Source organism: Magnetospira thiophila, assembly GCF_054657015.1.
In genome coordinates this window covers 225392-248591 of record NZ_BAAHXF010000001.1, presented here as the reverse complement: position 1 = coordinate 248591, position 23200 = coordinate 225392, and the positions used below count along the sequence as shown (strand labels likewise).

Here is a 23200-nt window from a genome sequence, read left to right as displayed (position 1 = left end):
GCCCCTCCATGGCCGCAGAATGCAAATGTCCCGCTGGTGCTCCCTTATGGATGGTGACATTCGCCGACCTGATGTCGCTGCTGCTGACCTTGTTCGTTTTGCTGCTGACCTTCGCCGAGATGGATATCGTCAAGTACAAGGCGCTGTCAGGCTCGGTCCGCAATGCCTTCGGGATCGCCAAGGATGACAAGCTCAAGGGGATCATCGAGTTGGACGGGTCGGTGAAACGGAAATTCGCCGAAAATATTGATCCGACACGCGAAAAAAACACCAGCACCCAGGTCAGCATCAACCTGAAGGAGGCCTTTGCCCGGCATAAGGAAATGGCCGAAGAGCAAAAGCAGCAGCTGGAAAAGAAACAGTTGGAGGAGGCGATCAAGCAGGCCATCTCCAAGGAAATCGCCGGGTCGGGCATGTCCGTTGAAGTGAAGGACAATGGCGTGGTTATCCGCTTCCCGTCGGAAATTGCCTTCCCGTCGGGCAGTGGCGACCTGACGGATCAATTCCGCGAGACCCTCGACAAGCTCTCTCCCGTGTTGGCCAATACCGCGGGCAAGATCGTGGTGTCCGGGCATACGGATAATGTGCCGCTGGGCGGTGGCGGCATGTACCGCACCAACTGGGATCTGTCGGCGGCCCGCGCGGCCTCGGTGGTGCATCACTTCATCGCCGATAAACGGTTCCCCGGCAATCGATTCACCATTCAGGGCTTCGGTGATAGCGAACCCATCGCCGATAACAACACCATGGAAGGTCGGGCCAAGAACCGTCGAGTGGAGGTGCTGATCGTCAGTGGTGAGGCCAGCAAGGAACCGGTGCTGCCCAAGGACGATTAACCGTCCTGCCCTCGCCGCAGCAGCAGGGCCCCGCTCAGTCCGGCCAACCCGAGCAGCGCCATGAACAGGTAGGCCTGTCCGGCCAGCGCCGCATACAGGTAACCGGCGGCGAAAATGGACAGACCGATTCCCAGACCCATGACCATCGCCGCGTAAAGGCTCTGGGCCGTCGCCGAATGGGCGCTCGGGATGGTGCGTGCGATATAGGTCATGGCCCCCAAATGGGTCGCCCCGTAAGTGAAGGCGTGCAGCACCTGAACCGACGCCAGAAGGGACAGGTCGTCGGTCAGTCCGGTGATTGTCCAGCGCAGGGCCGCCGCCGCTCCGCCGAGCAGCACCAGCGGAATGGCTCCGAATCGGTCAATCAGCCGGGCACCGAAGAAAAACAGGATGATCTCGGCGATTACCCCTTCCGCCCACAGGGCCCCGATCAGGCTTTCCCCATGCCCCACCGATTGCCAATGCAGGGTGCCGAAGGCGTAATAGACTCCGTGGCTGCCCTGAATCAGCGCCGCGCTGGTGCAGAGCAGCAGGAACGGCCCGTTTCTGAGCAGGGTCCGCAGCGGCGGATGTCCGCTTTCCGGCGGCGCGGCGCGGGTATCGGGAAGCGGCCCGGTGGCCAGCAGGGCGAACAGGACGGCCCCCAGGATCAGCCAGTAGATCAGCATCGGCGCGCGATCTTCCAGCACCTGCCCGGAGAGCACGGCGGACAGGATGAAGGCCAGCGATCCCCATAGCCGAATGCGTCCGTATTGCAGGCCTTTGTCGTGGATGGTCAGCAGGGTGAGATTCTCGCACAGCGGCATCAGCGCCGACCAAGTGACCATGAACAGGGAGCTGATGATCAACAGATGCCAGAATCCCCCACCTCCCAGGAAGGCGAGATAGATCCCCAGGGAGAGTAGGGCAAGGGTCCGCATCAGCCGTCGCCGGTGGCCGCTACGGTCGGCGATTCCGGCGATCCACGGCCCGGTCAGCACCTTGATCAGGATGCTTGACGACATGACAAAGCCGATTTCACGGGCCGTCAGTCCCTGCGATTCCAGCCATACAGGCCAGAACGGCAGATGCATGCCGATCATGCTGAAATAGGCGATATAGAACAGGGACAGGCGCAGATAGAGGCTCATGTCTTCCCATACCCGTCTCCGCGCTCCAGGTATAGCCCTGAAAAGGATATGCTGAAAAGCAACCGGAGTCGTAAGGGGAGACGCAGGCATGGAGCCCATTTTGGTTGTCGGATCGGTGGCGGTGGATGAGGTGGTTTATCTGCAAGAGTCCCTGCGTCCCGGGTCCCATAATGCCGGACGGGACGGCGGGGCACGGATCGGCGGCGGCGCGGCCAACACCGCCCTGGCCCTGGCGCGGGCCGGGGATGCGGTCAGCGTGGTCAGCGCGGTGGGCAACGACGCGGCGGGCGCCCAACTGCTTGATCAGTTGGCGGGTGCCGGAGTGGATTTGAGTCTGGTCGATCGACAGGCCGGAGAGACCACCCGGTCGCTGGTCATGCTCGATGCGCAAGGCGAGAGAACCATCGTCAATCTGGCCCGTGCCCCGGTGCCGTTCCCCGAGGATCTGGCAAACCGACCGGCAGCGGCCTTTTATGTGCGCAGTGCCGATCCCCGGCTGACCGACATCATCCGCCAGCGGGCGCAAAGCTGCCCGGTTCTCGCCCATGTGCCGCCGGTGCAGGCGGGTTTTCGCCCGGCCCCGCTGCTGGTCGCTTCCGAATCGGATCTGGGAGCCGATTTTCTGGCCGATCCCTGGGCCGCCGGGCGGGTCATCGCCGGAGCGGCATTGCGCTGGATGATCCTCACCCGGGGGGCCAGGGGCGCGACGGCCTATGACGGCACACGGGTCCTCGCGGTTCCGGCACCTGACGTGATGGTTGTGGACAGCACCGGGGCGGGCGATGTGTTCGCTGCCGGTCTGTTGCACGGCCTGACCCGGGGCTGGGACATGGAACGCTGTCTGGAAGCGGCGGTGGCCTGGGGATCGGCCTCCATCGGTTATGAGGGCACACAACCACCGAAGGGTTTCCCATGACATTTGAGAGTCTTTTTCATTCTTGATTATAGGATATCATAAAGATATAATATAATGCACCCTCGGTATGAACCGAAGCGGGTGGCTGGAGATTCGCATGTCTTTTGTTGACGTGAAAAAAATTCCCTCGACGGGAAATGCACTGATCGACGAAGGCCATCGACATCTGGCCGAGGTCATCAACGAGGCCTATGCCTGTTGGCTGCGCAATGAGCCCTCGCCTCATCTCCTTTCTTGCATCAATGCGATTTCAAAGGCGATGGAGGATCATTTCAGTATTGAGATCGCCGTTATTCGGACGGCCGGATTTTCATTCTGGAAGACCCATATGGTCGCCCATGCCCAGTTGAAGACGGAGATCGAAGCCCGGCTGGAAGTTTTGCGGCAGGGGACGGACGTCAATGATGGGGTGATTGAGCTTTTCGAGACTCTTGATGCCTTGATCTACGAGCACGAAATCCTCGACGATGCGGAATTCTGGGCCCTTTTCAGAAATACCGAAGAGCGTACGGGGGGGCCGGAGTGTCTGTTGTGGACCGAGGAGGTGCGGCTCGAAATTCCGGAATTGGACCGCCAGCATCAGGCCCTGTGCCAAATTCTCAAGCAGATTTATCAGGTGGCGCAGGCCGAGACTCTGAGCCAGTCCGGCGCGCTGTCGCTGATTGAGCAGTTCCGGCGACAGGTACGGCTGCATTTCAGTGCGGAGCAGGAATATCTGCGCAAGGTCTTTGGTCCCGACGCGGAATCCCATGCGCGGACCCATGAAGATCTGTTGCAGGATCTGGAGTCCCGACTGCAAAGCGAGAGGGAACAATTAAGCGAGGATTTGCCGAAATTCGTCGAATCCTATTTGGCCCCCTGGCTGATGGATCATGTGCGCAAAGAAGACTTGTCGGACATCAAGCGCTAAAACTTTCGCTTTTGATCAGTCGGCCTCGGCGGCGGCGTCGAGGGCTTCGTGGGCGGTCAGCCAACGCAGTTCCGTTTCCTCCAGCGCCTTGTCCGTCTCGCCCAGTTCCTTTTGCAGGGCCGTCAGGGAGTCGCTGGACCCCTGATAGAGTCTGGGATCGGCCAGCTTGTGTTCGAGGTCGGTCTTGCGGCGATGCAAGTCGTCCAGACGTTTTTCGGCGTCTTTGATCTGCTGGCGCAGGGGGGCCAGCTTGGCCCGCGCCTCGGCGGCGGCGCGTCGGTCCTCCTTGCGGTTGGCACCGGTTGCGCCGCCGCGCGCGCGGGAGTCGCGGCGGGCACTGCGACGCTGATCCAGCAGCAGGCGGCGATAATCGTCCATGTCTCCGTCGAAGGTGGTGCAGGCGCCGTTGTCCACCAGCCACAGCCGGTCGCAGGCGGCGGCCAGCAGGTGCGGGTCGTGGCTGACCAGGACCACCGCGCCGTCATAATTGTTGAGGGCATGCAGCAGCGCCTCGCGGGAATCCACGTCCAAATGGTTGGTCGGTTCGTCGAGCAGCATCAAATGTGGCTTGTCGCGACTCATCAGGGCAAACAGCAGCCGCGCCTTTTCACCGCCAGACAATTTGGAAACCGCCGTGTTGGCCAGATCGCCGGGAAAGCCGAAACGGCCCAGGTGGGCGCGCACCCGGGGTTCCGGTTCCATCGGCATGAGGCGCGCCATATGCTCGAACGGTGACCCGTTCAGGTCCAATTCCTCGGTCTGATGCTGGGCGAAATAGCCGATCTTCAGCTTGCTCGATTTGCGCAGCTTGCCGTCCAGCGGCTTCAGCTTGTCGGCCAGCAGCTTGATCAACGTCGATTTGCCGTTGCCATTGGCCCCGAGCAGGCCGATTCGGTCGTCCATGTCGATGCGCTGATCCAGATGCCGCAGAATCGGTCGCGCCGGATCGTAACCCACGGCCACGTCCTCCAGCGCGATCAGGGGCGGCGACAACGGGTCCGGGTCGGGAAAGTTGAAGCTGATGGTGCGCGATTCGACGACGGTTGCGATGGGCTCCATGCGGGCCAGCATCTTCAGCCGACTCTGGGCCTGACGGGCCTTGGTGGCCTGCGCCCGAAAGCGATCGACAAAGCCCTGAATGCGCCGCCGTTCGTCCAGTTGCCGGGTGCGCAGGGCGGCCTGCTGGGCCTGCCGTTCGCGGCGGGTGGTTTCGAAATAATCGTAGTTGCCCTGGTAGCGGACCAGCTTGCCGTCGTCCACATGGACAATCTCCTGCACGGCGCTGTTGAGCAGACTGCGCTCGTGACTGATCACCAGCAGGGTTCCCGGCCAAGAAGCCAGGTAGGATTCCAGCCACAGGGTGGCCTCCAGATCCAAATGGTTGGTCGGTTCGTCGAGCAGCAGCAGGTCGGGGCGGGCGAACAGGGCGGCGGCCAGGGCGACCCGCATCCGCCAGCCGCCGGAATATTCGCTGCACGGACGGGCCTGGGCCGCATCGTCGAAACCCAATCCGGCGAGAATGGCGGCGGCCCGCGCCTCGGCGGAATGGGCGTCGATATCGGCCAGCCGGTTATGAATCTCGGCGATTCGCTGTGGGTCGGTGGCGGTCTCCGACTCGGCCAGCAGCTGCGCCCGCTCGGTGTCGGCGGCAAGCACCGTCTCCAGCAAACTGTCGGCCCCCGAGGGCGCTTCCTGCGCCACCAGACCGACTCGGGCCTGTGGCCGAATACTGACGGACCCGCCATCGGGGGTGCGGTCATGGGTGAGCAGCCGGAACAGGGTCGATTTGCCACAGCCGTTGCGGCCCACCAATCCGACCTTATGGCCTGTCGGGATGGCCAGGGTCGCTTGTTCGAACAGCAGGCGTCCGCCAATGCGGAAGGTAAGATCGTTGATATGCAGCATGGTGCGGCAGAGGTATCACGTCCCGGGAGTCTCGGACAGACGAAAGACGCCGCCCCCTTTCAGGAGCGGCGCCTTCGAAAGAAAATCCGAAATCTTCAGATTACTTCTTTTCAGCCGGAGCAGCCGGAGCCACCGGAGCGGCATACGGAGCATACCCATAAGGCGCGCCATACGGAGCACCCCAGGCGCCCGGATAGCCATAGCCGTACGGGGCATAGCCGTAGCCGTTGTAGCCGTTGTAACGGTTGTAGCCGCTACCATAGCCGCTGCCACGAGCGTTGCCGCTCATGCCGAAGTTGAAGCTACCGGAGCCATCGCCCCAGCCGTCGCCCCAACCGTCGTTGCCCCAGCCGTTGTTACCCCAGCCGTTGTTGTTCCAGGGACCGCCGCCCCACCAGGCGCTGGCGGACGTGGCGGACAGAGCGGCAGTGGCCAGAACACCAGCAACTGCGAGGGTCTTAAGGATGTTGTTCATGACAATCCCCCGATTGTAAAAGTTTCCCACAAAACTAGGGTAACCTGGCCGGTACGCGACCTAAACCCTGATACCCAGCGATCATAGAGGCAACCGAAGCTTCTCTATATAAGCACCACCTAATTTAGAGATACCTAATATAAATGTCAACGTTTTTTTTTGGCAGCTCTATGGTCAGGTGTGGAAGAGGTTGGATTATGAGCGCAACAAGGGAGAATTTCAAGAATTCGGTGTTGCGGGTCACGGGCGGGTTGCCTCTGCCCGGTGAAGCGGATATAAGGCGCTGGCTTCGCGCCGGGCCGGATGAGGACATTCCGCCGTGCCAGGCCCGACGTACAAAAGGTTCCAAAGGGTTTCCGAAAGGTTTTTTCGCCATGACTATTGAGCGTACGCTGTCGATCATCAAACCGGACGCTACCGCGCGTAATCTCACCGGTAAGATCAACGCTGTATTCGAAGACAACGGGCTGCGAATCGTTGCCCAAAAGCGTCTGTGGCTGACCAAGAAGCAGGCCGAGCAGTTCTATGCCGTTCATGCGGAACGCGCGTTTTTCGGTGAACTGACCGAATATATGGTCTCTGGCCCGGTGGTGGTTCAGGTTCTGCAGGGCGAAAGCGCCGTCACTAAAAACCGCGAGGTCATGGGGGCGACCAATCCGGCCAACGCCGAGGAAGGCACCATCCGTGCCCTGTTCGGGCAGAATGTGCAGGAAAATTCGGTGCATGGCTCCGATTCGCCGGAGAATGCGGCGAAGGAAATTTCCTTCTTCTTCGCCGAGACCGAAATCGTCGGCTGAATCCCGTCGAAGGTATCAATGAAAAACGGGCCGTTTGGCCCGTTTTTTTATGGACGGGGGTTGATCAGCGCGCCTTCGGCCACTGGCGCGTCGAGTCGCACCCTGTCATCAACCACATTGGCCCGGCCCTCGGCGATCAACCGCAGGGCCAGCGGATAGATCCGGTGTTCCTGTTCGAGCACCCGGGCGGCCAGCCGCGATTCGTCGTCGTCGGGAAGCACCGGCACCGCCGCCTGGGCGATGATCGGCCCATCGTCCATGGCCGGACGGACGTAATGCACCGTGCAGCCGCTGAGTCGAACCCCGGCGGCGAGTACGTCCCGGTGGGCATGGGCCCCGCGAAAAGCGGGCAGCAGCGACGGATGGATATTGATCAGCCGGTCGTGCCATTGATTGACGAAACCATCGGTCAGCAGGCGCATGAACCCGGCCAGGCAAACGAATTCCACCCCATGATCCAATAGAGTCTGGTGCAGCGCCTGCTCGAACGGTTGCCGTCCATCATAGGCCTTGTGGTCGATGACCGCCGTCGCCACCCTGGCCTGGGCGGCCCGTTCCAGGGCGAAGGCTCCGGGGACGTTGGACAGGACCAGGACAATCTCGGCCGGAAAGGCGGCGTCGGCGGCGGCATCGAGCAGGGCCTGCAAATTGCTGCCCCGTCCGGAAACCAAAACGCCGACCCTCAGCCGTGCCATGCCGCGTCCAGTCCATCAATGAGGACCGCCGGACCCTCGGCGTCGCGGGCCTCCACAAGCCCGAGTCGGAGCACCGTTTCTCCGGAGTCGGTCAGCACCCGGGACACCGCCTCGGCCTGATCCGGGGCGCAGAGCACCACCATGCCGATGCCGCAATTGAAGGTGCGGGCCATTTCCCGTGGGGGAACGCCGCCGACCTCGGCCAGCCAGCGGAACACCGGCGGGATGCCCCAGGACGCGGCATCGAGTCGGGTCGCGCAGTCATCGGGCAGTACGCGGGGAATGTTCTCCCACAGGCCGCCGCCGGTAATGTGGGCCAGACCAGTAATCCCCCCGGTCTTCAGGGCGGCCAGACAGCTCTTCACATAGATCCGGGTCGGGGCCAACAGCGCCGCGCCCAGGGACTTGGACGACTCGAAGGGGGCCGGGTCGTCATAGGACAGTCCGGAGCGTTCGACGATCTTGCGGACCAGAGAATAGCCGTTGGAATGAATGCCATCGGAGGCCAGACCGAGCACCACATCGCCGGGCCGTACCGAATCGTTGCGCAACAGGCGGTCCCGCTCGACGGCACCGACGGCGAATCCGGCCAGATCATAGTCGCCGTCGCCATACATGCCGGGCATTTCCGCCGTTTCGCCGCCGATCAGGGCGCATCCGGCGCGGCGGCACCCCTCGGCGATACCACCGATGATGGCCCGGCCCTCCTCTACAAGGAGTTTGCCGGTGGCATAATAGTCTAGGAAAAACAAAGGTTCGGCACCCTGAACCACCAGATCGTTGACGCACATGGCCACCAGATCAATGCCCACCGTGTCGTGGCGTTGGGCGGCGATGGCCACTTTCAGCTTGGTGCCGACGCCGTCGGTGCCGGCCACCAGCACCGGATCGTTGAAACCCGCCGCCTTGAGATCGAACAGCGCGCCAAATCCGCCGAGGCCGGAGAGGGTGCCGGGACGGTCGGTGGACCGGGCCAGTGGCTTGATCTCCTCGACCAGCGCCTCTCCCGCGTCTATATCTACACCGGCGTCCTTGTAACTGAGGGTGTCGCTAATGGCTTCCTCCCCTGAGGAAAGTGGTGAATGATGTCCCCAATGACGAAGCAGAACATATCGTATCTCCGAAGGTTTGCAATGTCCCAGAGCCCGCGAAAGACGTCCCGCCTGTCCCTTTGGGGGCTGCTTGTGTTGATCCCCTGGCTGTTTGGCGCCGCCACCGCCGATGCTGCCGATGCCTATGCCCTGACCCTGCCGGTGGACGTGACCGCCGATTCGGCGGCCGCCGCCCGTGAGACCGCCCTGGCCGAGGGGCAGGTCAAGGCCTTCCGGGCGTTGCTGGAACGCATGACCCTGGCCGAGGACTGGCCGCGTCTGCCCGAGGTCCGGCCGGAGGAGGTCCAAAGCTACATCCGCGACCTGTCGGTGGATCATGAGAAAACCTCCCAGGTGCGCTATCTGGCTGATCTCACCGTGCGCTTCCGGGAGGAGGACATTCGCGATCTGTTGCGGGCCCACGACGTGCCCTTCGCGGAAACCTTCTCCAAGCCGTTGCTGGTGTTGCCGATCTACGAGAGCGGCGGGCGGACCGTCATCTGGGAAGAACCCAACCCCTGGCGCGACGCCTGGCGACGCCTGCCCGCGACCAACGGACTGGTGCCGCTGGTCCATCCCATCGGCGACTTGCAGGACATGACCATGGTCCATGTCACCCAGGCCCGCGACAAAGCCATGGAGCCGCTGGGGCTCATGGCCCAACGCTATGGGGCGGACGATGTGCTGGTGCTGCTGGCCGCCGTCGGTCAGGACCCCACCGGCCAGCGCTATCAGGCAACGGTGACGGTCGACCGCATCGGCTCTTCCACCTGGATGAGCAAAAATTTTTCCGAACTCGCCGAATCGGAGCCCGGCCAGAGCGAGGCCGCCTTCCTCGATCAACTGGTGGCCCAGGTGGCGGCCCGGGTAGAGGACGAATGGAAGCGCGATAATCTGCTGCGCTATGATTCCCTCAACGTGGTGGCGGTCACCCTGCCGGTCACGGCGTTGTCCGATTGGCTGGAGGTGCGCCGCCGATTGAACCGGGTGGCGGTGATCAGCGAGGTGGACGTGGTGCTGTTGGCGCGCGACGAGGTGCGGCTCAATCTGCATCATCTGGGGACCATTGACCAGTTGGCCCTGGCCCTCGCCCAGGCGGACCTCACTCTTAGTTTGGACGGCGATCAATGGCGTCTGAGTCGCGCCGAAAACTGATTTGGCGATGCCTGGTTTGTCGCAAATTCCCAATATAATCTCCCTGGCCCGCATGCTGGCGGTGCCGGTGATGGTCTGGCTGGTGCTGGGCGAATCCTACACGGCGGCTTTTTGGGTCTTTGCGGCGGCCGGTCTGTCCGATGCGCTGGACGGGTTTCTGGCCCGGCTGTGGCAGGCGCAGACGGAAATCGGCACCTATCTCGACCCGCTGGCCGACAAGGCCCTGCTGGTCGGCATCTACGTGACTCTGGGATACATGGAGGAACTGCCCGCCTGGCTGGTGATTCTGGTGGTGTTCCGGGATCTGTTGATTATCGCCGGGGCGCTGCTGGCGGCATTCCTCGATATCAGACTGCGCATGACGCCACTGTTCATCAGCAAGGCCAATACCTTGTTACAGATTTTGTTGGGCGGGGTGGTGCTGTGGTATGCCGACGACGGCGCGGGAGCCTTTGCCCAGGCCCTGGTGACCGGCCTGACCGGCGGCGTCGCCCTGTTCACCTTGCTGTCCGGCGGGGCCTATGTCATACGATGGGTGGCGCAAGTCACGGCCTGGGAGGGCAAGGAATGAGCCGGGATCGACAGGCGATCGTATGGACGCTGCTGCTGGCCCTGCTGCTGTTTTTCGTCAATCTGCTGGGCAATGTTCTGCTGCCCTTCGTGGCCGGAATGGCGGTGGCCTATTTTCTCGATCCGCTGGCCGACAAGCTCCAGGTCATGGTGCGCTCGCGGACTCTTGCTGTGCTGTTGATCCTCGGCGGTTTCGTGCTGACCCTGGTCCTTATCCTGCTGCTGCTGCTGCCGTTGTTGCAGGCCCAGGTGTTGGGCTTTGCCTCGCGGCTGCCCGATTACGTCGCTGGCCTGCGCGACACTCTGCAACCTCTTCTGGAGCAGTTGCGCCTGCGCATCGGGGCGGAGAATGCCCAGGGGCTGCACGATACCCTGGCCGCCGAGGCGGGCAAGGGGATGCAGTGGCTGGCCGGGCTGTTGCGCAAACTGCTCAGTGGCGGCGTCGCTTTATTGTCCTTGCTGTCCTTGCTGTTCATCACGCCGCTGGTCAGTTTCTATCTGCTGCGCGATTGGGACGGCATGGTCGCTCGGGTGGATTCTTGGCTGCCGCGCCGGGCGGCGCCGACGCTACGCAGCCTGATCGCCCAGACCGATGAAATGATCGCCGGATTCGTCCGTGGACAGGCGACGGTCTGTCTGGTTTTGGCGTCCATCTATGGGGGTGGGTTATCGCTGGTCGGTTTGGAATTCGGCCTGTTGGTGGGGCTGCTGGCCGGGCTGATTTCCTTCGTGCCCTATGTCGGGGCGTCGATCGGTCTGGGCACTGCCCTGACCATCGCCCTGGTGCAGTTCAGCGATATGACGCCCATTGTTCTAGTCGCCTTGGTGTTCGGGGTCGGACAAATTCTCGAAGGCTATGTGCTGACTCCCAAACTGGTCGGCGAACGGGTCGGTCTGCATCCGGTATGGGTGATCTTTGCTCTGTTGGCCGGGGGCTCGCTGTTCGGGTTCACCGGCATGCTGCTGGCGGTGCCGACGGCGGCGGTGATCGGGGTGCTGGTCCGCTACAGCCTCAAACGCTACCTGCTCAGTCCGCTCTACACCGGGGACGAAACCCAGTCATGACCGTGCCTCAGATGCCGCTGGAATTGGGCTTCGCTCCGGCCTTGGGGGCGGAGGATTTCCTGGTCGCCCCCTGTAACCGCGAGGCGGTCGGCTGGCTCGACCGCTGGCCCGACTGGCCCGCCCCGGCGCTGATCCTGCATGGCCCGGCGGGCTGCGGCAAGACTCATCTGGCGTCCCTGTTTCTGCGCCGCACCGGGGGCCGGGAACTGGTGCTGGCCGAGGCGACCCCGGAAACGGCGGTGGCGCTGCTCGAACAGGTCCCGGTGCTGTTTTGCGAAATTCCTGAAACGGTCCTCGGCTCGACGGCGGAACGCTGCCTGCTGCATGCCTACAACACGGCCCGCGACCTGAACCGGCATCTGCTGTTGACGGCGCGCCGGGCGGCCCTCTCCTGGGGCGTGGCGCTGCCCGATCTGCGCTCCCGACTGCTCGGTGCCCCGGCGGCGGCAATCAAGGCCCCCGACGATCCGCTGCTGACCGCCTTGCTGGTCAAGCTGCTGGCCGATCGGCATTTGAAAGTGGAAGAGGGGGTGCTGCATTATCTGTTGCCGCGCATGGAGCGTTCGTTCCAGGGGGCGGCGGATCTGGTGGCGGCGCTGGACCGGGAATCCCTGGCCCGCAAGAAGGCGGTGACCCTGGCGCTGGCCCGTCAGGTGCTCCAGGATTTGGCCGAAATGGGGGCCAGATAACCGAGAAACTGGTCGATGGCGTGATCCCAGGAATGGTTCCGGGCATGGGCTTGGCAGGCCTGGGCGGACTTGCCCAGGGCCTGACGCGCCGCCAGACCGAGATCCTCGTTCAGGCAGCCATGGGCGTAGTCCCCCGGCCCGTCGGCCTCGAACACGTCGAGCGGTCCGGCCACCGGATAGGCCGCCACCGGCACGCCGCAAGCCATGGCTTCGAGCATCACCAACCCATAGGTATCGGTGCGGCTGGGAAACACGAACACATCCCCGGCCGAATAGCAGCGGCTCAATTCATCGTCGCCCTGGGCGATATGGAACAGGGTCTTGGGGTAGAGCCGTTTGAGGCGATTGCGCAACGGGCCGCTGCCGACCACCACCTTACTGCCCGGCAGATCGAGATCGAGAAACGCAGGCAGGTTCTTGTCCACCGTCACCCGCCCCACATAAAGAAAGATCGGGCGCGGCAGATGGGCGAATATGTCCCGGTCGCGGGGCGAGAAGCGCGCCGTATCAACCCCATGGGACCAGTGGGCCACATTGGCGAAACCCTGCGCCGTCAGTTCCCGGTAGACCGACGGCGAGGGTGCCAGCACATGCCTGGCCCGCCCATGGAAATGATGCACGGCCTTATAAAGCAGGTTGAGCGGCAGGCCGGTACGGGCGCGGATATATTGGGGAAACTTGGTGTGATAGGCAGTGGTGAAGGGCAGTTGCCGCTTCAGGCAGTGGCTGCGGGTGGCCCAGCCCAGGGGGCCTTCGGTGGCGATATGGATGGCGTCCGGACGAAAACTGTCGAGGATTTCTCCCACCTTGCGTCCGGGACTCAGGGCCAACGGAATTTCCGCATAGGTTGGGCAGGGAATGGTGGCGAACTGATCGGGGGAGACGACCTGAATGCGATGCCCCTGCGCGGTCAGCCGGGCAATCAGGGTATCGAGAACCCGGACCACGCCATTGGGCTGCGGATGCCAGGCATCGGTGGCGATGAGAAGACGCAATGGGGAAATCCATGTTCCAGAGGGTTTTCCCGAATTTTCAAGACTCTAGTAGGGGAAGCAAGTGACAAACCCATGACATTGCGCCGCCCCGCCTTTCCCGTTAAACAGGGGCCGACAAATCACAGGAGCCGGACATGCGTAGCGTCGTTTATTTCAATTGCGGCAGCGTGGGGGATTTCCCCATATCCGAAGACCGCTTCACCACTTTTGTGGAAACGGTGGCCTCGGATATCAAATATAGCGATGAAGAGCTGCACAAGGCGCGGACGGTGCTCGGGGATTGTATGCAACAAGAGGCCGATGCGACAGTTGGCGCAGTGGAAGAAGCGGCCGCCTGTTTCATATGGAACTACTTCAACACTCACCCCGAGCCCGAAATGAATATTGCCGGTGATGTGTTGATCATTGATCTGAACGGGGACGGCGAAACCGTCGAATTCGCCGCCGTCGATGACGTGGAATTAGCGAGCCAGGATTAATCCAACGATTCGCACCGTCCGGTCGGGGCGATTTGCGCTTTTTTTGTCGCGGGTATTGCAAGATTGCACCTTCAGAGTGTTTAATACGCTGGGTTTTGCTTAAAATTTTACGACAGCCCGCGCCGTTACTTGGAAGGACAACTATTGATTTTTCCCGAAAATGCGGGGGGGGGGTGAGAATGGGGCGCTCTAAGTCCGTCATTACGCTATGATTATCGAGTAGGTGATAATGCTTATCAATTGTATACTTGATGTAATATTATAACCTCTCTTCTTCGTCTTGCCGTTACATGAATTGGAGTAGGCCAATACTTGTAATTATTGGTATTGAAATGCTTCGCCGCTGCTGGTACCAATGAGGCAGGATCAATGCCCCGTGCAAAAGATTATCGCGAAAAAACCATTAGACCATGAGGTTCGACATGCCGATCACCGATGCCACAGTAACCCTAGGCGCCAAGGAAACCCTGAGCATCATGGGTCCGGCGAAAATCGATCTGAAAGATATTCAGTTCAACACCGGCGCGGCGGCCAAGGCCCCCGAAGTCGAGGGCGCACGCAATATGGCGGGCGGCAAGGCCGGTGCGGGCAAGGCTGGCGCGGGCAAGGCCGGGGCCGCTAAGGCGGCCGGTGGCAAGGGTGCCGTAGTCGGCAAGGGCGCGGTGGCTGGCAAGGGTGCCGGAGCCCAGGCGACCATGGCCAAGGGTGCCGCAGCGCGCGAGATTGAAAACGAAGGCGCTCGCGCCATGGCCGGCAAGGCCGCCGGTGGCAAGGCTGCGGGTGGCAAGGCTGCCATGGCCAAGGGTGCCGCGGCGCGCGAGATTGAAAACGAAGGTGCCCGAGCCATGGCTGGCAAGGCTGCCGCAGGCAAGGGCATGGCTGGCAAGGGCATGGCGGCCGGTGCAGGCAAGGGTGCCGGTGCCGGTGCCGGTGGCGGGGCCCAGTGCCTGGTCGGCAAGACCGGAACCGCTGCGGCGGGTAATGCCGGTGCGGCGGGAGCCAAGGGCATGGGCATGACCGTTGCCAATACCACGGGGACTGGCGTCGCCAAGGGTGTGGCCGCCAAGGGTGCTGCTGCGACGGGTTCGACGACCGCCGGTGTCAAGGGTCTGAGCCTCGGCCTCGGCCTGGGTCTGGGGATCTGGGGGCCGGTTGCGGTCGGCACGCTGGGCGTGTTGGGCGCGGTGGCTGCTTATGGCTACTACAAGCGTTCCAAGACCGAGGGCGCCGTCCCGGCCTGAGGCCTCATCGCCACACAGAAAAACGACGGGCCGGAACCTTAGAAAGTTCCGGCCCGTTTAATTTGTCATCTCTTGCGGGCCAGTTGATCCAACAGGGATTGCCCGGTTTGCGGGGCCGGTTCCTGTTCCGCAGCGGGGGCTTTGGCCGGGGCCGGGTTTGCGGCGACCGGAGCGCCCCCCAGCATGGCGGCCAATTGCTGCATCAGATCCTCCTGCGAGAAGCCACCATCTGCGGCGGCGGGGGTCGGGGCAGGCGGAGCCGCCGCGGGTATCGGTGCGGCGGCCGGTGCCGGTGCCGGTGTCGGCGCGGGCGCGGCTGCTGGTGTCGGCGCGGGTGCCGCAGCCGCATTGGCCTGCATCATGTTCATCAGTTGCGACATCAAGTCCTGCTGCGTCTGCGGCGCATTGGCGGCGGGCGGCGGCGGCGCGCTGGGCTGCGGCGCGGCAGCCTGTGGCGGCATGCCGGGCGGGGCCAGACCCAATTGCGCCAACAGGTCGTTCTGGTTCTGGGGCGGCGGGGCCATTTGCGGCAGCACTTGTGGCGGCGCGGGCGGCATAGGCGGAGGTGGCGCATAAGCCCCACCCAACTGACTGAGCAGTTGATCCTGGGACGGCGGCGGCGCATAGGCCATGGGTTGCTGCGGTGGCAGGGGCGGTGGTGCGTATTGGGGCGGCGGCGGGGGCGCATACTGCGGGGGCGCATATTGAGGCGGCGCGGCCATTGGCGGCGGCGCGGCGGGGGCCTGTGGCGCAGGCGGCGCGGCGGGGGCTGGCGTATCCGAAGCGTCCGTTTTTCCCTTCAGGGGCAAAACCCGGGCCGGTCTGGCACGCTGGGCGGCTTCGGCCTCCAGTTCCCGCGGCCGTTTGCGGTACATCTTGTCCGGATGCTCCGAATGCTCGCGCGGCGCGGCCTTCGGCGGCGGCGCGGCCTTCCTGGTGGTCGGCGGCGGCGCGGCCGTTTCAACGGGAGCTTCGGGGGCTTCGACGGTCGGGGTCGCGACCGGGGCCGCCGTTTCAGGTTTCTTGGGGCTTCGAGCGGTGAACTTCTTGGCCAGTTGCTTGGCTGATGCCTCGGGGTCGAGAATGTTGTTGGACTTGCGGCTGACTTCGACCTTCTGCGCGGCCAGGGAATTGTCGCGGGCCGCCACCTGAGCCTCCCGGCGTTGCTGGAAAATGGCATCCAGCATGGACAGCAGCCGTTCGCCATCCACCGGTTTGCCAATGAATCCCTGCACCCCGCTTTGCGTCAGTTCCGGTTTGCGCCGGTCGTTGAAGTCGGGGCCGGTGACCATCACCACCGCCGGGGCTCTCAACCCGGTGCGGGTACGGGCCTGCTTGACCAGCGCCATGACCTCCGCGTTGGGGAAAAATTCGTCGATCAGGATGATGTCGTAGTGGTCCTTGCGCAGCAGGGCCTGGGCCTCGGGGATGCGCTTGGCCTGGGTCAGCTTCTCGACCCCGGCCACGCGCAGGATCATGCTAACCTGGAACAGCGAACTTTGTTCCGAAGGCGGGCAGGCATAGAGGACATCTTTATTCACCAGAGGTTTCACGACGTTACAGATGCTCCTTCAGGTCCTTGGGGTGGTACATCATACCGCCACCCATTATGGCATTTTTCTCGCTCCGCTTCACCCTTGTCGCACGAATTTGTTCAAATCCGATGAATCATCGAAAAAAACGACGCAATTCCTTCTTCCCCGCCAAAACTGTTTGCGTCCCCAGGGCCAGCATGGGTATAGGTGTTGAGGCGCTGCGAAGAATTATATCATAAACATATGGGAGGTCGGTGCCGTTCGCTCCGTCAGCCAGACCTAGATGGAATCATTAAACCTTCAGAACGTCACTTTCATGTTGGTCGAGGACAATCGGTTCTCGGCCCGGCTGGCGATTTCGATTCTGAAAAACCTGAAGGTGGGACGGATCGAAGTGTCTTCCAGTGCCGAGGACGCCATTGTGCTTCTCAAGTCCGGATTCCAGCCGGACATTCTGCTGGTCGATTGGCTGCTGCCGAAAATGAACGGCACCGATTTCGTCAAGCAGGTGCGCACTCGCGGCATCACCGTCAATCCCTATGTGCCGATCATTCTGGTCACCGCCTGGTCACGCATCTCGGTCATCGAGGCGGCGCGGGACAGCGGCGTTAACGAAATCCTGGCCAAGCCGGTTTCTCCCCTGTCGCTCTACAATGCCATTGTCAAGGTGATCATGAAGGCGCGTCCCTTTGTCCGTTCGGCTACCTATTTCGGTCCCAACCGACGGCGCTCCAACGATCCCAAGCGCACCGGGCCGGATCGTCGGTTGCCGGTCGGCTAACCCCGTTTCCGGGCGATTTCGTACAAGGCAATGGCGGCGGCGTTGGACAGGTTGAGGCTTTCCACCGCCGAGGTCATGGGAATGCGCACCAACAGGTCGCAGGTGTCGCGGGTCAGGCGGCGCAATCCTTCGCCTTCGGAGCCCAGTACCAGGGCCGTGCGACCGCTCAGATTGGCCGCGGGCAGGGTCTGTTCGGCCCGGCCGTCCAAACCGACGCACCAGAATCCCGCCTCCTTGAGGGTGCCCAGGGCGCGAGCCAGATTGCTGACCTGAATCAACGGCACCCGCTCCAGGGCCCCGCTGGCCGATTTGGCCAGCACCCCGGTGACGTCCGGCGCATGGTGACGGGGCAGGAGGACGGCGCGCGCGCCAAAGGCCGCCGCCGACCGCAAAACGGCCCCGATATTATGCGGGTCCTGCGCCCGGTCGAGTACCAGCAGCAGGGCGTCGGGGTCATCGGCGCATTCCCCGGCCAGATCCTCGACGAACATTTCGGGCAGCGGACGGACCCAGGCGGCCAGCCCTTGATGCACCGCATTGTCTGGAAGCAGGCGACTCAAGGCCGTCCGATCGATCCCCTCGGGAGCCGGTCGGTCCGATAACGGCGGCAAGGATTTCAGGGCTTCCGGGGTGCCGAGAAGGCGCAAAACCTGCCGCTCGGGATTGTCCAAAGCGGCCAGTACCGGATGGGTGCCCCACAGCCACATGCCGTTGCCGCTTGAAGCGGCAGCGCTGGGCACGGATTTGGAGGGGCGGGAACGTTTGCGCATGGGGCAACTCTTAGCATGTCGCGAAGGCCCCGTGTAGCACCAGTTTATATCGCGAAAAATTGTGCAATTCTTGGCCTTTGCAGTTGACAAGCCCCCCTCAAATCCCATAGACCGGGCTTCCGTTTGTCCGGGTGCGGGAAACCGTGCGTTTCGGAACGGTACCGGAGGGGTGCCCGAGTGGCTAAAGGGGACGGGCTGTAAACCCGTTGGCGTACGCCTACGTTGGTTCGAAACCAACCCCCTCCACCACCGTTTCGTATCCGGCGCGAGCAGGCGGCAGATTGGGTCTGCGGGTGTAGCTCAATGGTAGAGCTCCAGCCTTCCAAGCTGGCTACGTGGGTTCGATCCCCATCACCCGCTCCAACCGCCCTGCCGGGGCGACAGGTGATAGAGAGTTTAGAGTTTAAGGCGTTTTTTTAAGGCCAGGGAACGAGAGGCGCGAAAATGTCGAAAGAAAAGTTTGAACGGAATAAGCCGCATTGCAACGTGGGCACGATTGGCCACGTTGATCATGGCAAGACGACGCTGACGGCGGCGATCACCAAGGTATTGGCGGAAGCCAGCGGCGGCAAGGTCATGGCCTTTGACGAGATCGACAAGGCGCCGGAAGAGAAGGCGCGCGGCATCACCATTTCGACGGCGCACGTTGAGTATGAGACGGCGAACCGGCATTACGCGCACGTGGATTGCCCGGGTCACGCGGATTATGTGAAGAACATGATCACCGGCGCGGCGCAGATGGACGGGGCGATTCTGGTTTGCTCGGCGGCCGATGGCCCGATGCCGCAGACCCGCGAGCACATTCTGCTGGCCCGTCAGGTGGGTGTTCCGGCGATTGTTGTTTACATGAACAAGGTCGACCAGGTGGACGACGAAGAGCTGTTGGAGCTGGTGGAGCTTGAAATCCGCGAGCTTCTGAGCTCGTACGATTTCCCGGGCGACGACATTCCGATCGTCAAGGGTTCGGCGCTGGCCGCTTTGGAAGGCCGCGACGACGCCATTGGCAAAGACTCGATCATGGAGCTTGCGAAAGCCATTGATGAGTACATTCCGCAGCCTGAGCGTCCGAAGGATCAGCCGTTCCTGATGCCGATCGAAGACGTGTTCTCGATTTCCGGTCGGGGCACGGTGGTGACCGGTCGTATTGAGCGTGGCATTGTGAAGGTGGGCGAGGAAATCGAGATTGTCGGTATCCGTCCGACCACCAAGACGGTCTGCACGGGCGTTGAGATGTTCCGCAAGCTGCTGGATCAGGGCGAAGCGGGCGACAACATCGGGGCCTTGCTGCGCGGCACCAAGCGCGAGGACGTGGAGCGCGGTCAGGTTCTGGCGAAGCCGGGCTCGATCACGCCGCACACGAAGTTCAAGTGCGAGTGCTACATCCTGACCAAGGAAGAAGGGGGGCGTCACACGCCGTTTTTCTCCAACTATCGCCCGCAGTTTTATTTCCGGACGACGGACGTGACGGGCACCATCGAACTGCCGGAAGGCACCGAGATGGTGATGCCGGGCGACAACATCGCCATGACGGTGCAACTGATCAACCCGATCGCCATGGACGAAGGCTTGCGCTTCGCCATTCGTGAGGGCGGTCGTACGGTTGGCGCCGGTGTCGTCGCCAGCATTATTGAATAGAGGTTGGCGATCCCCGCATTCGCGGTTATATAAGGCGGACGGACTCGATAAGGGAGCCCGACCGCCTGTTCCCCCCGGACCGCTCGCGATCCGGGGCGAAACTCTTGTAGGGGTATAGCTCAGTTGGTAGAGCGGCGGTCTCCAAAACCGCAGGTCGAGGGTTCGAGCCCTTCTGCCCCTGCCAATTTCATGGTTTTCGGCCTGTCGCCGGAAAGCCTGGGGGAAGCCCCAAAATTAAGGACGTGAAAGACCGAATATGGCCAAGACCAACCCCTCGCAGTTCTTGCGTGAAGTTCGCCAAGAAGGGTCCAAAGTGACCTGGCCGAGCCGCAAGGAAACCAGCATCACCACCGGCATGGTGTTCTTGATGGTGGTTCTGGCCGCCCTGTTTTTCCTGCTGGTGGATGGCATTCTGTCCGCCTCCGTCAAATTCGTTTTCGGGCTGGGAGGCTGAAACCATGGCCTACCGCTGGTATGTGATTCACGTCCATTCGGGCTTCGAAAAGAAGGTCGCCCAATCCATCGAGGAGCAAATCCGCCAAAAGGGTATGGAGGAGCAGTTCGAGGAAATACTGGTGCCGACCGAGGAAGTGGTCGAAATGCGCCGCGGGGCCAAGGTCAACGCCGAGCGCAAGTTCTTCCCCGGCTATGTGCTGGCGAAAATGGAGATGACCGACGAATCCTGGCATCTGGTCAAGGAAACGCCGAAAGTGACCGGGTTTCTGGGCGGTGGCGGCGTGCGGCCGATCCCCATTTCGGAAGCCGAAGCGCAGCGCATCCTCAATCAGGTGCAGGAAGGGATCGAACGGCCCAAGCCCTCCATCACCTTCGAGATCGGCGAGCAGGTGCGGGTCAGCGACGGCCCCTTCACCTCGTTCAACGGCGTGGTCGAGGAAGTGGACGAGGAAAAGGCGCGGCTCAAGGTGGCCGTCTCCATCTTTGGCCGCTCGACCCCGGTGGACCTGGAATATGGACAGGTCGAGAAACTATAGGATTTCAGAATAAACCCCATTCCACCCGATGAGCGGGTGGTTGATCCGCGGAAGGCCAGCCAGGGCCGTACCGCGAACCCAGTGACCACAGGAACTGAGGACAGACAATGGCAAAGAAGATCAGCGGCTATATCAAGCTGCAAATTGCCGCCGGCAAAGCGAATCCCTCGCCGCCGGTCGGCCCCGCGCTCGGTCAGGCGGGTGTGAACATCATGGAATTCTGCAAGCAGTTCAACGCTGCGACCCAGCAGATGGAACAGGGCATGCCGGTTCCCGTGGTGATCACCGTCTACGGAGACAAGTCGTTCACGTTCGTTACCAAATCGCCGCCGGCCAGCTACTTCATCATGAAGGCGGCGGGGCTGCCGAAGGGGGCCACCAACCCGGGCATCGAGGTCAAGGGTCGTGTGACCAAGGACCAGTTGCGGGAGATCGCCGATCAGAAAAAGGCCGATCTGAACTCCAACGACACGGAAGCCGCCGTTGCCATGTTGATGGGCACGGCGCGTTCCATGGGCATCGAGGTAACGGAGTAGGACCATGGCTAAAAAAGGAAAGCGTTTGCTCAGTGCCTGCGAAGGCATTGACCGGAACCAGCATTACGATCTCGCCGATGCCGTGAAAATGGTCAAGGCGCGGGCCACCGCGAAGTTCGATGAAACCGTCGAACTGGCTGTTTGCCTGGGCGTCGATCCGCGCCATGCGGACCAAATGGTCCGTGGCATGGTGGCCCTGCCCAACGGCACCGGCAAGACCGTGCGCGTCGCGGTGTTCGCCAAGGATGCCAAGGCGGAGGAAGCCAAGAAGGCGGGGGCCGATCTGGTCGGCGCCGACGACCTGGCGGAAATGATCCAGAAGGGCGAAGTGGCCTTTGATCGCTGTATCGCCACCCCGGACATGATGCCGGTGGTCGGTCGTCTGGGAAAGATCCTCGGTCCCCGCGGCCTGATGCCGAACCCCAAGCTGGGCACGGTGACCCCGAACGTCACCGAGGCCGTCAAGGCGGCCAAGGGCGGTCAGATCGAATTCCGGGTCGAGAAGGCGGGCATCATCCATGCCGGAATCGGCAAGGCGAGCTTCACCGAACAGCAGATCATGGAAAATGCCCAAGCCCTGGTGCAGGCCCTCAGCAAGGCCAAGCCGAGCGGGGCCAAGGGTTCCTACTTTCTGCGCGCCGCCCTGAGTTCGACCCAGGGGCCGGGCGTCAAACTGAACATCTCCAACCTGGTCGGCTGACCGGGGACGGAGTCACCAATGCGCCGCCGGAGCAATCCGGCGGTGTAGGGGCCTCTTCGGAGGCTCCGACCTGTCCGAGACCGTGGGTGTCGTCGCGCCGCAAGACGCGGGGACTTAAACCGGAAGAACCCACGCAGACAGAGAGCAAACCGTTGAAGGATCGGGCCCAGGCTCCCCTTGAGACGGCTTGGACTGCTGCTCTGGACAGGATGAACCGGGCACCTCGTTTGTGTGGAGGTGCCTTAAGTCCTAACGTCCCCGAAGGCCTCGGCCCGACGGGACATCGTGCAACGGAGACGAACCGTGGACCGCACTGAAAAGCAGGAACTGGTCGCTTCAATGCATCAGACGTTCGAGGGCACATCCCTGGTCGTCGTCACCCACTACAGTGGCATGACGGTGACAGAGATGACCGACCTTCGGGCCAAGATGCGTGAAGCAGGTGCCCAGTTCCAAGTGACGAAAAACCGGCTCACCCGTCTCGCCCTCGAAGGTACCGACTACGAGGGATTGAAGGATCTGTTCACCGGACCGACGGCCATGGCCTATTCGGACGACCCGGTGGCCGCGGCGAAGACTGCCGTGGATTTTGCCAAGAAAAACACCAAGCTGATCGTGCTTGGTGGGTCGCTCGGCAATCAGATGCTCGATTCCGAGGGAATCAAAGCTCTGGCCTCGCTGCCGTCCCTGGACGAGCTGCGCGGCAAGCTTGTCGGCCTTATCGCCGCTCCGGCCACCCGCGTGGCCACGGTGCTGCAGGCACCCGCCAGCCAACTGGCGCGTGTTTTCGGTGCTTACGGTGAAAAGGGTGAAGCTGCCTGACCGAATGAGACGACTACAGAGTCCAAGCCATAAGGAGTGATTTTGAAATGGCCGATCTAGCTAAAATCGTAGAAGACCTGTCCAGCCTGACCGTTATGGAAGCCGCCGAGCTGTCCAAGATGCTGGAAGAGAAGTGGGGCGTTTCCGCCGCCGCTGCCCCGGTGGCCATGGCCGCCATGCCGGGTGCCGCCGCCGGTGGCGAAGCCGCTGAAGAGCAGACCGAGTTCACCGTTGTTCTGGCCGCCGTCGGCGACAAGAAGATCAACGTGATCAAGGAAGTGCGTGCCATCACCGGCCTGGGCCTGAAAGAGGCCAAGGATCTGGTGGAAGGGGCGCCGAAGCCGGTCAAGGAAGGCGTCAACAAGGACGAAGCCGCCGAGCTGAAGAAAAAGCTCGAAGAGGCCGGTGCCACTGTCGAGGTCAAATAAGCAGGGGCAACCCTGTAATTTTTCGGCGGCGATGCCGTCGAGCCAACAAATT

Annotated in this window: 26 protein-coding genes and 3 tRNA genes; 21 read left to right on the top strand and 8 right to left on the bottom strand. The window is 62.4% G+C overall.

Annotation, left to right across the window (positions count from 1 at the left end; translation table 11 throughout):
* Nucleotides 1–8: 8 nt before the first annotated feature.
* Entirely contained in the window at nucleotides 9–836 is an 828-nt protein-coding gene (locus tag ACYQ1P_RS01295) for an OmpA family protein (protein ID WP_460018573.1), read from the top strand.
* On the opposite strand, the gene ACYQ1P_RS01290 is transcribed toward ACYQ1P_RS01295, so the two are convergent.
* Nucleotides 833–1966: a 3-phenylpropionate MFS transporter gene (locus tag ACYQ1P_RS01290; protein ID WP_460018572.1), complete on the bottom strand. Its 1134-nt coding sequence runs from the start codon at nucleotides 1964–1966 to the stop codon at nucleotides 833–835. The two genes, ACYQ1P_RS01295 and ACYQ1P_RS01290, sit on opposite strands and share 4 nt — an antisense overlap.
* An 88-nt stretch (nucleotides 1967–2054) precedes the next feature.
* Between ACYQ1P_RS01290 and ACYQ1P_RS01285 the strand changes: the two genes are divergently transcribed.
* Complete coding sequence (locus tag ACYQ1P_RS01285; RefSeq protein ID WP_460018571.1) at nucleotides 2055–2882, top strand: carbohydrate kinase family protein; 828 nt, start codon at nucleotides 2055–2057, stop codon at nucleotides 2880–2882.
* A gap of 97 nt (nucleotides 2883–2979) precedes the next feature.
* Complete coding sequence (locus ACYQ1P_RS01280) at nucleotides 2980–3792, top strand: hemerythrin domain-containing protein (protein WP_460018570.1); 813 nt, start codon at nucleotides 2980–2982, stop codon at nucleotides 3790–3792.
* Between the two features lie 15 nt (nucleotides 3793–3807).
* Here the strand turns inward: ACYQ1P_RS01280 and ACYQ1P_RS01275 are convergent, their stop codons facing one another.
* Together ACYQ1P_RS01275 and ACYQ1P_RS01270 are read right to left on the bottom strand one after the other, a co-directional pair.
* Nucleotides 3808–5697, bottom strand: a complete 1890-nt coding sequence (locus ACYQ1P_RS01275; protein ID WP_460018569.1) for an ABC-F family ATP-binding cassette domain-containing protein — start codon at nucleotides 5695–5697, stop codon at nucleotides 3808–3810.
* Nucleotides 5698–5797: 100 nt separating this feature from the next.
* Complete coding sequence (locus ACYQ1P_RS01270) at nucleotides 5798–6172, bottom strand: sulfur globule family protein (RefSeq protein WP_460018568.1); 375 nt, start codon at nucleotides 6170–6172, stop codon at nucleotides 5798–5800.
* Between the two features lie 374 nt (nucleotides 6173–6546).
* Between ACYQ1P_RS01270 and ndk the strand changes: the two genes are divergently transcribed.
* On the top strand, nucleotides 6547–6969 hold the full coding sequence (gene ndk / locus ACYQ1P_RS01265; RefSeq protein ID WP_460018567.1) for a nucleoside-diphosphate kinase: 423 nt from the start codon (nucleotides 6547–6549) through the stop codon (nucleotides 6967–6969).
* A gap of 47 nt (nucleotides 6970–7016) precedes the next feature.
* On the opposite strand, the gene purN is transcribed toward ndk, so the two are convergent.
* Together purN and purM are read right to left on the bottom strand one after the other, a co-directional pair.
* Nucleotides 7017–7664 (bottom strand): phosphoribosylglycinamide formyltransferase, encoded by a 648-nt coding sequence (gene purN, locus ACYQ1P_RS01260; protein WP_460018566.1) that lies wholly within the window; start codon nucleotides 7662–7664, stop codon nucleotides 7017–7019.
* On the bottom strand, nucleotides 7652–8719 hold the full coding sequence (gene purM, locus ACYQ1P_RS01255) for a phosphoribosylformylglycinamidine cyclo-ligase (protein WP_460020113.1): 1068 nt from the start codon (nucleotides 8717–8719) through the stop codon (nucleotides 7652–7654). Before purM ends, purN begins: the two co-directional genes overlap by 13 nt.
* Nucleotides 8720–8797: 78 nt before the next feature.
* Here purM and ACYQ1P_RS01250 point away from each other — a divergent pair, with 78 nt between their 5' ends.
* Genes ACYQ1P_RS01250 through ACYQ1P_RS01235 form a run of 4 tightly spaced genes read left to right on the top strand, consistent with a single transcriptional unit; the run spans nucleotide 8798 to nucleotide 12234 of the window.
* A complete protein-coding gene (locus tag ACYQ1P_RS01250; protein ID WP_460018565.1) occupies nucleotides 8798–9910 on the top strand; it encodes a DUF2066 domain-containing protein in 1113 nt (370 codons plus the stop codon).
* 7 nt (nucleotides 9911–9917) lie between these two features.
* Complete coding sequence (locus ACYQ1P_RS01245; protein WP_460018564.1) at nucleotides 9918–10481, top strand: CDP-alcohol phosphatidyltransferase family protein; 564 nt, start codon at nucleotides 9918–9920, stop codon at nucleotides 10479–10481.
* On the top strand, nucleotides 10478–11545 hold the full coding sequence (locus ACYQ1P_RS01240; protein WP_460018563.1) for an AI-2E family transporter: 1068 nt from the start codon (nucleotides 10478–10480) through the stop codon (nucleotides 11543–11545). The genes ACYQ1P_RS01245 and ACYQ1P_RS01240 overlap by 4 nt, the downstream gene beginning before the upstream one ends.
* Entirely contained in the window at nucleotides 11542–12234 is a 693-nt protein-coding gene (locus tag ACYQ1P_RS01235; RefSeq protein ID WP_460018562.1) for an HdaA/DnaA family protein, read from the top strand. Before ACYQ1P_RS01240 ends, ACYQ1P_RS01235 begins: the two co-directional genes overlap by 4 nt.
* Here ACYQ1P_RS01235 and ACYQ1P_RS01230 read toward each other — a convergent pair.
* On the bottom strand, nucleotides 12195–13229 hold the full coding sequence (locus tag ACYQ1P_RS01230; protein ID WP_460018561.1) for a glycosyltransferase family 4 protein: 1035 nt from the start codon (nucleotides 13227–13229) through the stop codon (nucleotides 12195–12197). The genes ACYQ1P_RS01235 and ACYQ1P_RS01230 overlap by 40 nt on opposite strands.
* A gap of 134 nt (nucleotides 13230–13363) precedes the next feature.
* Between ACYQ1P_RS01230 and ACYQ1P_RS01225 the strand changes: the two genes are divergently transcribed.
* On the top strand, nucleotides 13364–13708 hold the full coding sequence (locus tag ACYQ1P_RS01225) for a hypothetical protein (RefSeq protein ID WP_460018560.1): 345 nt from the start codon (nucleotides 13364–13366) through the stop codon (nucleotides 13706–13708).
* A gap of 422 nt (nucleotides 13709–14130) precedes the next feature.
* Nucleotides 14131–14949 (top strand): hypothetical protein, encoded by an 819-nt coding sequence (locus ACYQ1P_RS01220; protein ID WP_460018559.1) that lies wholly within the window; start codon nucleotides 14131–14133, stop codon nucleotides 14947–14949.
* A 65-nt stretch (nucleotides 14950–15014) separates the two neighbouring features.
* Here the strand turns inward: ACYQ1P_RS01220 and ACYQ1P_RS01215 are convergent, their stop codons facing one another.
* Complete coding sequence (locus ACYQ1P_RS01215) at nucleotides 15015–16490, bottom strand: response regulator (RefSeq protein WP_460018558.1); 1476 nt, start codon at nucleotides 16488–16490, stop codon at nucleotides 15015–15017.
* Nucleotides 16491–16767: 277 nt separating this feature from the next.
* Between ACYQ1P_RS01215 and ACYQ1P_RS01210 the strand changes: the two genes are divergently transcribed.
* A complete protein-coding gene (locus tag ACYQ1P_RS01210; RefSeq protein ID WP_460018557.1) occupies nucleotides 16768–17265 on the top strand; it encodes a response regulator in 498 nt (165 codons plus the stop codon).
* Here ACYQ1P_RS01210 and rlmB read toward each other — a convergent pair.
* The gene (gene rlmB / locus ACYQ1P_RS01205; RefSeq protein ID WP_460018556.1) at nucleotides 17262–18035 is read right to left on the bottom strand and encodes a 23S rRNA (guanosine(2251)-2'-O)-methyltransferase RlmB; all 774 of its coding nucleotides are present in this window, start codon (nucleotides 18033–18035) and stop codon (nucleotides 17262–17264) included. The two genes, ACYQ1P_RS01210 and rlmB, sit on opposite strands and share 4 nt — an antisense overlap.
* Before the next feature lie 163 nt (nucleotides 18036–18198).
* Here rlmB and ACYQ1P_RS01200 point away from each other — a divergent pair.
* The 10 genes from ACYQ1P_RS01200 to rplL all read left to right on the top strand — a co-directional run bounded on the left by ACYQ1P_RS01200 (nucleotide 18199) and on the right by rplL (nucleotide 23148).
* Nucleotides 18199–18284: transfer RNA gene (locus ACYQ1P_RS01200), tRNA-Tyr, on the top strand.
* A 40-nt stretch (nucleotides 18285–18324) separates the two neighbouring features.
* A tRNA-Gly gene (locus ACYQ1P_RS01195) sits at nucleotides 18325–18398 on the top strand.
* Nucleotides 18399–18479: 81 nt separating this feature from the next.
* Complete coding sequence (gene tuf / locus ACYQ1P_RS01190; protein WP_460018555.1) at nucleotides 18480–19670, top strand: elongation factor Tu; 1191 nt, start codon at nucleotides 18480–18482, stop codon at nucleotides 19668–19670.
* 108 nt (nucleotides 19671–19778) lie between these two features.
* Nucleotides 19779–19854, top strand: a tRNA-Trp gene (locus ACYQ1P_RS01185).
* 72 nt (nucleotides 19855–19926) lie between these two features.
* Nucleotides 19927–20124, top strand: coding sequence for a preprotein translocase subunit SecE (gene secE, locus ACYQ1P_RS01180; protein WP_460018554.1), 198 nt, complete (start codon nucleotides 19927–19929; stop codon nucleotides 20122–20124).
* 4 nt (nucleotides 20125–20128) lie between these two features.
* The gene (gene nusG, locus ACYQ1P_RS01175; RefSeq protein WP_460018553.1) at nucleotides 20129–20662 is read left to right on the top strand and encodes a transcription termination/antitermination protein NusG; all 534 of its coding nucleotides are present in this window, start codon (nucleotides 20129–20131) and stop codon (nucleotides 20660–20662) included.
* A 107-nt stretch (nucleotides 20663–20769) separates the two neighbouring features.
* Nucleotides 20770–21198, top strand: a complete 429-nt coding sequence (rplK, locus tag ACYQ1P_RS01170) for a 50S ribosomal protein L11 (protein WP_460018552.1) — start codon at nucleotides 20770–20772, stop codon at nucleotides 21196–21198.
* Between the two features lie 4 nt (nucleotides 21199–21202).
* Complete coding sequence (gene rplA, locus ACYQ1P_RS01165) at nucleotides 21203–21898, top strand: 50S ribosomal protein L1 (RefSeq protein ID WP_460018551.1); 696 nt, start codon at nucleotides 21203–21205, stop codon at nucleotides 21896–21898.
* A 303-nt stretch (nucleotides 21899–22201) separates the two neighbouring features.
* Nucleotides 22202–22720, top strand: a complete 519-nt coding sequence (gene rplJ, locus ACYQ1P_RS01160) for a 50S ribosomal protein L10 (RefSeq protein WP_460020112.1) — start codon at nucleotides 22202–22204, stop codon at nucleotides 22718–22720.
* Nucleotides 22721–22767: 47 nt separating this feature from the next.
* Entirely contained in the window at nucleotides 22768–23148 is a 381-nt protein-coding gene (rplL, locus tag ACYQ1P_RS01155; protein WP_460018550.1) for a 50S ribosomal protein L7/L12, read from the top strand.
* Nucleotides 23149–23200: the final 52 nt, after the last annotated feature.

What these genes read in the sequence shown, in the direction of transcription:
- ACYQ1P_RS01250 (WP_460018565.1), top strand. Translation starts at nt 8,798, where the DNA reads ATGTCCCAGAGCCCGCGAAAGACGTCCCGCCTGTCCCTTTGGGGGCTG.
- ACYQ1P_RS01275 (WP_460018569.1), bottom strand. Translation starts at nt 5,697, where the DNA reads ATGCTGCATATCAACGATCTTACCTTCCGCATTGGCGGACGCCTGCTG.
- nusG (WP_460018553.1), top strand. Translation starts at nt 20,129, where the DNA reads ATGGCCTACCGCTGGTATGTGATTCACGTCCATTCGGGCTTCGAAAAG.
- ACYQ1P_RS01245 (WP_460018564.1), top strand. Translation starts at nt 9,918, where the DNA reads ATGCCTGGTTTGTCGCAAATTCCCAATATAATCTCCCTGGCCCGCATG.
- rplK (WP_460018552.1), top strand. Translation starts at nt 20,770, where the DNA reads ATGGCAAAGAAGATCAGCGGCTATATCAAGCTGCAAATTGCCGCCGGC.
- ACYQ1P_RS01280 (WP_460018570.1), top strand. Translation starts at nt 2,980, where the DNA reads ATGTCTTTTGTTGACGTGAAAAAAATTCCCTCGACGGGAAATGCACTG.
- ACYQ1P_RS01285 (WP_460018571.1), top strand. Translation starts at nt 2,055, where the DNA reads ATGGAGCCCATTTTGGTTGTCGGATCGGTGGCGGTGGATGAGGTGGTT.
- rlmB (WP_460018556.1), bottom strand. Translation starts at nt 18,035, where the DNA reads ATGCGCAAACGTTCCCGCCCCTCCAAATCCGTGCCCAGCGCTGCCGCT.
- ACYQ1P_RS01295 (WP_460018573.1), top strand. Translation starts at nt 9, where the DNA reads ATGGCCGCAGAATGCAAATGTCCCGCTGGTGCTCCCTTATGGATGGTG.
- ACYQ1P_RS01210 (WP_460018557.1), top strand. Translation starts at nt 16,768, where the DNA reads ATGGAATCATTAAACCTTCAGAACGTCACTTTCATGTTGGTCGAGGAC.
- secE (WP_460018554.1), top strand. Translation starts at nt 19,927, where the DNA reads ATGGCCAAGACCAACCCCTCGCAGTTCTTGCGTGAAGTTCGCCAAGAA.
- ACYQ1P_RS01235 (WP_460018562.1), top strand. Translation starts at nt 11,542, where the DNA reads ATGACCGTGCCTCAGATGCCGCTGGAATTGGGCTTCGCTCCGGCCTTG.
- rplA (WP_460018551.1), top strand. Translation starts at nt 21,203, where the DNA reads ATGGCTAAAAAAGGAAAGCGTTTGCTCAGTGCCTGCGAAGGCATTGAC.
- ACYQ1P_RS01220 (WP_460018559.1), top strand. Translation starts at nt 14,131, where the DNA reads ATGCCGATCACCGATGCCACAGTAACCCTAGGCGCCAAGGAAACCCTG.
- tuf (WP_460018555.1), top strand. Translation starts at nt 18,480, where the DNA reads ATGTCGAAAGAAAAGTTTGAACGGAATAAGCCGCATTGCAACGTGGGC.
- ACYQ1P_RS01290 (WP_460018572.1), bottom strand. Translation starts at nt 1,966, where the DNA reads ATGAGCCTCTATCTGCGCCTGTCCCTGTTCTATATCGCCTATTTCAGC.
- ACYQ1P_RS01240 (WP_460018563.1), top strand. Translation starts at nt 10,478, where the DNA reads ATGAGCCGGGATCGACAGGCGATCGTATGGACGCTGCTGCTGGCCCTG.
- rplL (WP_460018550.1), top strand. Translation starts at nt 22,768, where the DNA reads ATGGCCGATCTAGCTAAAATCGTAGAAGACCTGTCCAGCCTGACCGTT.
- purN (WP_460018566.1), bottom strand. Translation starts at nt 7,664, where the DNA reads ATGGCACGGCTGAGGGTCGGCGTTTTGGTTTCCGGACGGGGCAGCAAT.
- ACYQ1P_RS01270 (WP_460018568.1), bottom strand. Translation starts at nt 6,172, where the DNA reads ATGAACAACATCCTTAAGACCCTCGCAGTTGCTGGTGTTCTGGCCACT.
- ndk (WP_460018567.1), top strand. Translation starts at nt 6,547, where the DNA reads ATGACTATTGAGCGTACGCTGTCGATCATCAAACCGGACGCTACCGCG.
- ACYQ1P_RS01225 (WP_460018560.1), top strand. Translation starts at nt 13,364, where the DNA reads ATGCGTAGCGTCGTTTATTTCAATTGCGGCAGCGTGGGGGATTTCCCC.